The organism is Mesotoga sp. Brook.08.YT.4.2.5.2. (assembly GCF_003351125.1).
GTDB lineage: Bacteria > Thermotogota > Thermotogae > Petrotogales > Kosmotogaceae > Mesotoga.
Map to the genome: position 1 here is coordinate 19,939 of NZ_JPGZ01000060.1, position 9,091 is coordinate 29,029.

The 9,091-nt window shown below is 43.8% G+C and carries 11 protein-coding genes and 1 pseudogene; 6 read left to right on the forward strand and 6 right to left on the reverse strand.

What is annotated here, in order from left to right; translation table 11 throughout:
* Nucleotides 1-275: 275 nt before the first annotated feature.
* Complete coding sequence (locus tag Q502_RS13965) at nucleotides 276-884, reverse strand: DUF6305 family protein (protein ID WP_099830145.1); 609 nt, start codon at nucleotides 882-884, stop codon at nucleotides 276-278.
* 395 nt (nucleotides 885-1,279) lie between these two features.
* On the opposite strand from Q502_RS13965, the gene Q502_RS14350 reads away from it, so the two are divergent.
* The 3 genes from Q502_RS14350 (at nucleotide 1,280) to Q502_RS13980 (ending at nucleotide 2,770) form a co-directional block, all read left to right on the forward strand.
* Nucleotides 1,280-1,483, forward strand: coding sequence for a hypothetical protein (locus Q502_RS14350; protein WP_165775374.1), 204 nt, complete (start codon nucleotides 1,280-1,282; stop codon nucleotides 1,481-1,483).
* Nucleotides 1,484-1,921: 438 nt separating this feature from the next.
* Nucleotides 1,922-2,362, forward strand: coding sequence for a hypothetical protein (locus Q502_RS13975; RefSeq protein WP_099830144.1), 441 nt, complete (start codon nucleotides 1,922-1,924; stop codon nucleotides 2,360-2,362).
* A gap of 222 nt (nucleotides 2,363-2,584) precedes the next feature.
* On the forward strand, nucleotides 2,585-2,770 hold the full coding sequence (locus tag Q502_RS13980; RefSeq protein WP_099830143.1) for a transcription initiation factor TFIIIB: 186 nt from the start codon (nucleotides 2,585-2,587) through the stop codon (nucleotides 2,768-2,770).
* Nucleotides 2,771-2,824: 54 nt separating this feature from the next.
* Here Q502_RS13980 and Q502_RS13985 read toward each other — a convergent pair whose 3' ends face one another.
* From Q502_RS13985 to Q502_RS14355, 5 genes and pseudogenes are all read right to left on the reverse strand, one after another.
* Nucleotides 2,825-4,069 carry a hypothetical protein gene (locus tag Q502_RS13985; RefSeq protein WP_099830142.1) on the reverse strand — a complete coding sequence of 415 codons (1,245 nt, stop codon included), beginning with the start codon at nucleotides 4,067-4,069 and terminating at the stop codon, nucleotides 2,825-2,827.
* A 256-nt stretch (nucleotides 4,070-4,325) separates the two neighbouring features.
* Nucleotides 4,326-4,538 (reverse strand): hypothetical protein, encoded by a 213-nt coding sequence (locus tag Q502_RS13990; protein WP_099830141.1) that lies wholly within the window; start codon nucleotides 4,536-4,538, stop codon nucleotides 4,326-4,328.
* Nucleotides 4,539-4,839: 301 nt separating this feature from the next.
* Nucleotides 4,840-5,019 (reverse strand): annotated as a pseudogene (locus Q502_RS15160) (GNAT family N-acetyltransferase); the annotation flags it as partial.
* Nucleotides 4,983-5,420 (reverse strand): GNAT family N-acetyltransferase, encoded by a 438-nt coding sequence (locus Q502_RS15165; protein WP_099830140.1) that lies wholly within the window; start codon nucleotides 5,418-5,420, stop codon nucleotides 4,983-4,985. The pseudogene Q502_RS15160 and the gene Q502_RS15165, both read right to left, overlap by 37 nt.
* A gap of 345 nt (nucleotides 5,421-5,765) precedes the next feature.
* The gene (locus Q502_RS14355) at nucleotides 5,766-5,903 is read right to left on the reverse strand and encodes a hypothetical protein (protein ID WP_165775376.1); all 138 of its coding nucleotides are present in this window, start codon (nucleotides 5,901-5,903) and stop codon (nucleotides 5,766-5,768) included.
* A gap of 239 nt (nucleotides 5,904-6,142) precedes the next feature.
* On the opposite strand from Q502_RS14355, the gene Q502_RS14005 reads away from it, so the two are divergent.
* The 3 genes from Q502_RS14005 (at nucleotide 6,143) to Q502_RS14360 (ending at nucleotide 8,643) form a co-directional block, all read left to right on the forward strand.
* A complete protein-coding gene (locus tag Q502_RS14005) occupies nucleotides 6,143-6,919 on the forward strand; it encodes a class I SAM-dependent methyltransferase (RefSeq protein WP_099830139.1) in 777 nt (258 codons plus the stop codon).
* Nucleotides 6,920-7,135: 216 nt separating this feature from the next.
* Complete coding sequence (locus Q502_RS14010; RefSeq protein ID WP_099830138.1) at nucleotides 7,136-8,230, forward strand: hypothetical protein; 1,095 nt, start codon at nucleotides 7,136-7,138, stop codon at nucleotides 8,228-8,230.
* A gap of 155 nt (nucleotides 8,231-8,385) precedes the next feature.
* Nucleotides 8,386-8,643, forward strand: coding sequence for a hypothetical protein (locus Q502_RS14360; RefSeq protein WP_102818783.1), 258 nt, complete (start codon nucleotides 8,386-8,388; stop codon nucleotides 8,641-8,643).
* Nucleotides 8,644-9,091 lie beyond the last annotated feature (448 nt).

A 9,091-nucleotide genomic window follows, 5' to 3' on the forward strand; every position in this document is an offset into this window, starting at 1 on the left:
GAGCTGGAGCAACTCACGAAGAATTCAAAGTACCTGAAGAGGCAAATTTGTATCGATAACCATTTGGCGAATTGGAAAGCCCTTATCGTTCAGTCAATAAACAGTGAGAGTGTCTTAATATACTTGAATATTTCAACACCCAGAAACCATCAATGGAAGGAACTTCAATCTTTGATCCTTAAAAAAGAAGAAGACTCATGAGGACTCTCATTCTATCCGAAGCTATCAAAGAGATTTAAAGACTGATTATGTGAGACTATGTTTCGAGCGTTACATCAAGATCCACCCATTGAGAATAAGAGATCAAGAGCATCGATAATTCTTTCAGCTTTGTCGACCACTATCACCTGAACGTCGGTTTCCTCCGAGAGCGCGGAGAAATACTCACTCGGTCCTCCCGGTGATACCAGAATTATGTAGTCGGCTTTCGGCATAAGCAAGTCGAAGGACTGCCTCGGATCGTTGTCTGGTGAAGTGAAGCCACCTTCAATATGAATGGCTACAACAGGAACTCCTCGCGCTTTCGCTATCGATACGAGCTCCTCTATTCTGGAGACCTCCTGACCGACATCGATTTCCTCAACGCCGCATACAGTATATAGATCCCCCTCGACCATGGCACCAGGGGCAATAAAAAGTGTTCCGGGCGCGTTCTTCGAGTCGAGTCTCTCGGTGAAGTCTTCGGGTTTCAACTGAAGGATGTTCTCGTAATCAATTCCGTGCATTTCACAGACTAGGGCGAGAACGTCTGATGCAGCACCGTCGCCTATCGCCGTTGCAATAATCGGGGCTCTTGCTAGAGGTTCCAGATTTCCTGCAGAAAGCGGTGATATAAGAAACGCAACTAGTATGGCTGTAAATAGCACCGATATTTTTGGTTTCATAGATTTCCCTCCATAACATTTAAGAGCCGTGACCAGATCGATCTTAAGAACTGTTCCTTCCGATATCTAAAACAAAGTTCTTAATATGACCAATTTTATCAAATTTAATCCTTCTTTGCACGAGAACACAACTCCTATCTAGGTCTATATACTGTTCGTCTTCGCCAAAGATTCTCTGCCCATTCACTCTAGAGAGTTTGTTAATCTTCTCTAGGAAAAATGAGAATTTGTATAATAGAACAACTTTTATCGGATTTGTCTAACGATTTTAGGAGGTCTATATGATATAAGAGTTTGATAGTATTGTTAGCATTTGCCTTATTTGCGACGGCACCAGTTTGCGCTCTTGAGAAGAGTTCGGATTACTACACCACACAGAACGAAACAAAGTCAAAATGGAATTCTCAGTTACATTCGATGAGACCAGAGACACAATCCGTATATACTACCCTCAGATAAATACAGGTGAGAAACTCTACGAATATATTGAAGAAATAGACATTCAAAGAAAGTTCGTGGACTGCGTAGAGATGTTCTTCACTGGCTTTGAAAGCAATCTCTTATACAGAGATCTCGATCTGGTGGAGCAGAATCTATAAGGATTTCTACTTCGGGAACCTTGATCAGCTGAGAATTGTAGTTCAGAATTCAGTCCACATGATGCCAGAAGAAAGTCCGAAGGATGTTTAGCCTCTGGAGAAGGTAATGCAGTTCCCGTTTGTGGAGAGCGAATTCGGAAACGAAACCCTTGAAGTCGCGATCTGATAACCGACATTTTCACAATCAGGGCTCTCCCGATGAGATCGTAATGCATCATAATTAAATCTACTCAAGAGAGAGTTGATGCATCAAAATAGAATCTATTCAAAATCGAATTGAAGGAGATTAAGAACACCTCCCTTTGAGTTAGATTTAGACTTCATTATCTGTATATCGGAGATAAGACATCCAACACCTTGGAATGGTATTCTGATATTATTGGCCGAGGCTAGATAAAAGTCTAATACTCGTTGAACATCAGAAAAGAGGTGGAGATTGTGAAAAAGAGCATCTTTCTCGCTGTTATTGGAGCGGCAATGATTATAGCTGGTTTGTTCCTGCCGATAGTACGTTTCCCCGGAGGAAGCGAAGCGACCTTTTTCAACGGCGGAGATCTGTATGGCTCACTAACACTAGCAATTGCTATCTTTGCAGGTATCATGGGAATCGTGAAAGTGAGATCGATGGTCTTTCTTTCCGGGCTTGCTTCGATTGGGGTTGTAGTAGCGAGGTTGATTACCGTAATTAAGGACCTGCCCGACGAGAACTCCTTGAGAACTCAGTTTAAAGAGCTTATCCAGAGCAATGTTCCCGGTAGTTCTGGAGAGGAAATAGCGAATATAATCGGCGGACCGCAAGTTCACTGGCTTGGGTGGACAATCCTGCTTGCAGGAGGAGTTGTGGTTCTTTTCGCCGCCTTCATTTCTTCAAAAAGATGAAGGACTTATCTTTCGCTTTGGTCATGATTTTCAAGCTCCAACTATCTATGCGGCGTTCATGACATAAGCGAAATGCTTACTGTTGAGCTGAGTACTGAGTACCAAAATGGTTCTAGAGTCGACTGATGGTTGACAGCAAAGCAAGATTACCTATTCGTTCTAGATTTGCTTTAATGGAATACTGGATCATTTCAATTTTGAAATGACTACTGGAGGTATTCGATGATTCGAACAGACAAGTGCCCAAACTGTGGCTCACTGGACATAGGAAAGGGTTACTGGTCAGGCTATGCAGCACTTATGCCTTTAGGAAAGCCTCTTTCGATGGGCTCTAAGGTGATCGTGCGCGTTTGCAGAGAATGCGGACATATCTTCGATCTCCATGCAGAAAAGCCTGAGAAGTTCTGATTTTTCCTTTGGGAACTCCATGTAAGCTTCAGATCAAATACCTATTCACAATCCTTAATAAGCTTCCCGGAGATAACCAGATATCTTTGACCAAATCCCTTTAGCTCTTTCAAATTGTTCGTAGTGTTTCTCAACGGACTTATGGTACTTATTCAGCTCTCTGGAAATGTTGTAGAATGAATCGGTACCAAAGTACGATGAAATGCAAGGTAATGTTTCCCTAAGGTCGATTTTCATCTCTTCGATTTTCTCTGAATAGTTATCGCGATCAGTTATGTAGAGAAGCAGAGGCTTGTATCTTATCCAGCCTATACATGATCTGTAGAAACGCCTTACTATCTCTCTCGAGTCGGCTCTTATTGGGCTGAGACTGGTGGGGAGAACACCCATCAAAATATGGTTGTATGTCGAGAAAGCGTTGTGAAAGGCGTAACGTGGAACTTTCAGCACCTTCCTGTCACTCAGGCAGGTACTCAAGAAAGTATCTTCACCTCGTGCTCCAGGGGGATTATAGAAGGGAAATAGTCTGCTCGGGTCCTTAAGATTCAAACAGAGGTTCGATCCTGAGATAAACTTCGCATGATTTACCTCTTCAACTTCAATGACTTCACCACTGTTCAGTATGCCCGGATCGGCGTACGAGACTCCTCCGGCTACTATAAGTCTTCTAAGAGTCTCCCACTTAACTATGTCATTGCTTATCGCCTCAATAAACAGTCTGAACGTATCTTCCGGTAGCGCTGGCGAAAACTCTATGAATGGGATCGGTGAAATGTAACCACAGTGATAACCGTAGGTGATGTCGGCCCGGTCAATATAATTCAAATGCGTTTTCAAAACATGCTGGCCTATCCACGAAACGGAACCCATGTTGTTCAAAACGGCAAATGGATACTCATCATCATCAAGATAGAGAAGGCAATCTATGTGATTCTTCAGAGCAGTGTAAAGAACGATGTTTCTCTGGGAAGCGTATCCTTTTCCAAAAACCAACGAAGCTTCTTCCGAATCAACAATCCCACTCTTGATTAGCAATCTCTTTTCTTCTTCTAGTTCCTTCTGACCTATGAAATGTTTGGAGAACAGTAATTCGTTCACACTGGAACTGATCCTGGTGTAATTTGCCTTCTGTGTATTCTTGTAGTTCAGATCATACGCAACAAATAGATTCAGGGTAAGCTCTTTGCTGTCAACCAGTTCAGATTCTTTCCAGTTGTAGACGTAGCTGCGCAAAACCCTCTGAAAGTGCTTTCTCCCAGTTGCAAAACCGATTCCGACCTTCATTCTTTCGTCTTTCAAATAGCTTTCTCCTCCAAGAGTCCACAATTGTCTCTTAGAACCCAAGAGCAATTTAGATCCAAACGATTCTAGCATGAGTAGCATTCTCGAATAGAGGATAACGCAGTCATTAAGTCGGAAAATCAGGCATGTGAAATTAGACCAAAACTCAGCTTAACGAGATCCCTTGAGGCATTCAATCTTGTTATTGACGTAACCAGCTCATTCAACTAACCAAACCCATAATTACTCTGCTGCTTCCTCGCAGTTGCGATGGCTACCTCCTGTGACACCCGGGAGAGCAGTACTTGCATCCACACACATTGGGATAGATATCACTTGCCTTCCTAACTGCATCCTGACAGTTGTCAAAATAGCCAAGGTAAGTCCTCGACTTTATCCTCACCATCTCAACGCAGTCCCTTGTGTGAACCTCGTAGTCACCAGAGAGCATAGCGCTGTCACCAACATAATAGTGTTTATAAGACATATTTCATTCCTCCTTATTCGAGTTACGGAAAGAGCCAGAAGAAAGAATGGAAGGCTGTGATTACTAAATGAGAACCGTGCTTTAACGATCCGGCCTTGTGAGAAATTGTCCCGTGGCTTTCATATAAAGTTTAGCACAAATTCATGTTTATGTTATCACAATTCACTACTTCATCTCTGTTGGTCAATAAGTTCTCTTTATGACTTAACGAATCAATGCCTAAGCTGAAGTTCAATTGCCAGGGTAAGTCAAGATACTGATCCTTCTATGGCCGACTTGGAAAACTAACCGGGTACAGATACTATGAGCCTTTCGTCAAATTCAAAAAGAGACTCTTGTAATGTACAGGATCCGAGAATCCGATCTTCTCTGCTACCCCAATTGAGGCTGGGTTGCTCTCCCTGCAGTGCCATTCAGGTCTAAGCCCTTTATCAACGCAATCTCTTACGCAGAGCGCTGACGTAAGAGAGCCGAGACCGAGCCCCCGAAAATCCCCTGGGTCTCAAGCCCCAATTTCCGACGCTCTCCAGAGTATATCGTGATACACCAAGCGACTATCTGGTTGTTCTTCACCACGCAGTATCCTATGCCCGAGCGCAGAAAGGAGCAAGTATCCGGCCAGAAGGCATTGAACCAGCCGGTCTGCCCTTTGAGTGATCTTTCTTCCAGCGCTGTTTTCACAGTCATGATCTCAAAACCGGTAGGTGGCCGGTTTCTCTCCCTCAGCTTCACTGAAATATAATATCTCCTAGGCATCTCGTCTATTTTGTCTCCCAAGAGATTAGCGAGCTCGTATTTCCACTCTGAAGATTGATCAAAAGTGATTATCAGACCTGGAGTACCCCATTTCTTGAAGCCGGGATGATTTCCTTCTGTAGAAATTCGGACAGCTCAAGTGATTTGAGTAATCACCTGCTACGTATAGAACATTTGTGAGAGGCCATATGACTGCAAGATTTGGATTTGTGAAATCATTCGAATATATGCGACCGATTGGATATTTCCTTCTAAAACAGACCTTACAGCCAAATGGGATTCAAAAGAGTTAAAGCGGGCAGCCACAATAGAGTAGTCGGGTTTTTCGAGCAGGAACAATCCATCACCCCGTTTTCGGAACACTTCTCTATTCGATTATGCAACAACCTATGAGACGGATTTGTTACCAGGACATTGCAACCAGTGAGGTGGGATAATTCAGAGGCGTAAGAAGTGTCGTCTTGCCATTGTCTATGCTGTAACTGAAAAGCCCGTTTCCATTAGGTATTTAAGAACCGTATCCTGTCCGTTTGTCGAAAGAACAAACGTTCTTTCGTCGAGAAAAATACCGTACATATTCTGAAGGAGGTTGTCCGCATCGTGAAGCATACCAAACTCGCCTGCAGATTTTCTTTCATATCATAATTATAATGAAGACACAAATAACCTCTTCTATTTGCCACCAAGGAGGTGCCAAGATGAACATCAAGAGGCTTCTGCAGTGCACTGGGTGTGGTTCTTCTATCATAAGTAATGAAGATGTTTTTGAATGAACCTCCTGCTATCGGAGATTTCAAAAGCGAATGGGAGTATTGGATTTCCTTCTGTCGGGTGAGGATCAATAAGCTTTGGTCGGAAAGCGTTTTATGAACGGTCAGGAGGAGCTTGAAAGGCGTTTCTTTGAGCCTTCTGAGGATGAGCTTTCTCCGGCTGACAGTTTCATAAAGGCTACCGCTCTCTGGTATCGAGGAGAATTCGACGACTTCCAGAGACTTCTCCGACCGTCGAGAGAGGCCCTTTACACAGAAGAATGCAACCACACGATGACCGAGAGCCTTAATCGTACCGTTGAACTGATCAAGAAGGAACAGGGCTTGGTCCTCGATCTGGCAACCGGAATGGGCGGACTGCTTGAAGAACTACTGTCTTCTACCGAAAAAGAATACTTGTCTGTCGATATTAGTCCTTCGAGCAGCTTCGGGCTTCTCCAGTACTTGCGTTACAGAGGCTGGGGAGAGAGAGTTGTTCAAATCAATGCTGATGCAGCAAATCTCCCGCTCAAAGATGACTCAATAGATGTCATCGTAAGTGCCGCAGGGTTTCAAAACATGCAAGATTCCAAGAAAGTCTTCAAAGAGGTAAGAAGAGTCTCGAAAAAGCTGATAGCGCTTTGCATCTTCTTTGAAGACGGTGATCTAAACCTTGCTTATGTGAGTGACAGAGGCCTTCACGTCTCGAAAGAATTCGTAAGAGGCCTTGAAGAGGCCGGCTGGAACTCGAGGGTTGAAAACTCCGTTCGGGTAAGAGCCGAACCGACACCGCAGTCGGAAATTCTTGGCATAAGACCGGATATGCTTCCGATAACTTCTACAACAATTGAATTCACCACTGTCATTGCGAAGTAATGCACTCTTGCTCGATGAGTCAACTGTTAAAAGCATTAGGTGACCATAGTATCGAATCTTGGCATCTCTTAGGCTAGTTCTGGTTGCTCGGAATTGGCTGTTGCAAACGAATTGTTGAAGATGCTTCCGCGGTTCTCCCTACTATCTCCTGCCTTCTTCCCTGCCGCTTTTCGAACCTTTACTGTTGTACAATCTAATAAGCAGGAGGTGGGTCGAATGACCAGAAAAATCACAAGCATACTATTCGTGGCGTTTTTTGCGTTTTCCTTGGTTTTTGCGAATAGCGTCTGGCTAGCTATCTTTCCCGAATACTCGGATAGTCCCCTTGAATGGATGGCTCCCGGACTTAGGCTCAGCTACAGGGCAAGCACTGCCGTGATGAAACCCGGGGGAGGGTTGTCGGATACCGGCGGTTCCGGCGTAGGCCTCTATCAGATGGATGTTGTGGCATTGGAAGAAGGATCCTTAGCGCTCTTACAAACTTATTTTATGGAGATGAGGGGCGGCTATTATCCCAGTCTTTCATTTGGAACTATAGAGAAACCGGGTGTTTCCGACTTGTGGTTAAATCCAGCGGTTTTCAACGACTTGTCGAAATTCAACAGCGATAATACGACTGCTGCGGAGATGCCTATTCAATACGGCGGGCAGACGGTGCAAGCCGTCAGGATTGAATCGAGAGGAATAAATACTAAACACGTCTATACTTATGACCGAGCCTCAGGTATTCTTCTTTATCTTCTGACTCAAGCTCAGTCGGGGACAGATATACATCAAAACATAATGGAGTTTCTTTCTGCTAGATATGTTGATCTCCCCTGGTTCAACTCTCAAAGGCCCTCCTGGAAATTGACGACCACGTCATATTCAGGAACTTACACGATCAACATACCCGGCTCATATACCACTCCCGCACAGACTCAGGCTACGATAACTCCGGTAACGTCCTCGCTTTCCTGGGATTACGTAAAAATGACAATCATGCAGTACGGAAACCTTCCGGGGGAATTTCACACCGTAACCGGTGTGGCTCAGTTGAACGGCCCGATATGGCTTCCTGCTCAAGCCCTTAATTCGCTCACAAAGGTACAGGACATCGATCGAGACCCCATCACGAATGTTGTAACCAGTGTGAGCTACATTGGCAAGCTTCAAGATGGAACTGAAGTTATAATGCTTCAACAGACAAACGGAACGTACGCGAATCAACACGTTTACGATCGAAAAACCGGTCGTCTTCTTTATACAAAGCAGATGAGCCCAAACAGTCTTGACTACAATGTGACCGAACTCTCAATTGCAGGCTATTGAAATCCAACAAGTTTGAGCCTTAGAAAGCCGAAAATGGGGCTTAGGAAAAGTGTTATGGAACTCGAAATCGTGAATACTGCAGGTATCTGAGGTTTCTGCCCCTATCTTTCACGTAGATTCTAAAAGCTATCAGATTAGCCAGAGAGGCTATGATAGTGCCGCTACCTCCAATGTTCACGCTCATAAAAAGTCCTTTGTTGCTCTCGGTAAACGAGGAAAAGGGGATTGCAGCAGGCACGTTGCTGATAAACTGTGGTATAAGAGCGGTGCTTGTCATTGTCCTTATTTCATCATTTGTTGGAGACTTCATCAGCGTGGCTATTACATCCATTCTGGAGATATTGTCTCTTGAGTTTATCACTTTAACCCATAAAGCAGAGAAGATAGCTTCTCAAACCCGCATGGTTTCGTAGGCGCTATTTTTTTGTCTATATTTTTTAGTGGTAACTAATGATAAGTTGGATTTAAGTAATGATTATACAATTACTTGCTTTTGGGAGGTATTCTATTGTGTTGTATTAGGTAGTCATGTTTATAAAGCCCACGAAATCCAAGAACTTTACGTATGCTCGTTAGTTGAATCTTACCGTGACGAAGAAGGAAAGAATCGTCACAGGGTTATCTTTAACCTTGGAAGATTAGAGGACAATCCTTCTTTGCTCAGAATTGGACAAAGGTTGGTAGAGCTTGCTAGTGGAAGGAAGGTTTGTTCTATTGAAGATTTACAAGGAGAAGAGATCCTTGGTTGGGAACATGTCATATACAGTGAAGATCGATGCCGCGAACAAGCGTGGAGGAAAGAAATATCTCAAACAGATAAACGCAGACAATGCCAGGTGGGTTCTGGATAAAGATGCGCTA

Excerpts from the sequence above, each read along its gene's own strand:
- Q502_RS14350 (WP_165775374.1), top strand. The coding sequence starts at position 1,280 with ATGGAATTCTCAGTTACATTCGATGAGACCAGAGACACAATCCGTATA.
- Q502_RS14355 (WP_165775376.1), bottom strand. The coding sequence starts at position 5,903 with ATGCTTCACGATGCGGACAACCTCCTTCAGAATATGTACGGTATTTTT.
- Q502_RS14010 (WP_099830138.1), top strand. The coding sequence starts at position 7,136 with ATGACCAGAAAAATCACAAGCATACTATTCGTGGCGTTTTTTGCGTTT.
- Q502_RS13980 (WP_099830143.1), top strand. The coding sequence starts at position 2,585 with ATGATTCGAACAGACAAGTGCCCAAACTGTGGCTCACTGGACATAGGA.
- Q502_RS13965 (WP_099830145.1), bottom strand. The coding sequence starts at position 884 with ATGAAACCAAAAATATCGGTGCTATTTACAGCCATACTAGTTGCGTTT.
- Q502_RS13990 (WP_099830141.1), bottom strand. The coding sequence starts at position 4,538 with ATGTCTTATAAACACTATTATGTTGGTGACAGCGCTATGCTCTCTGGT.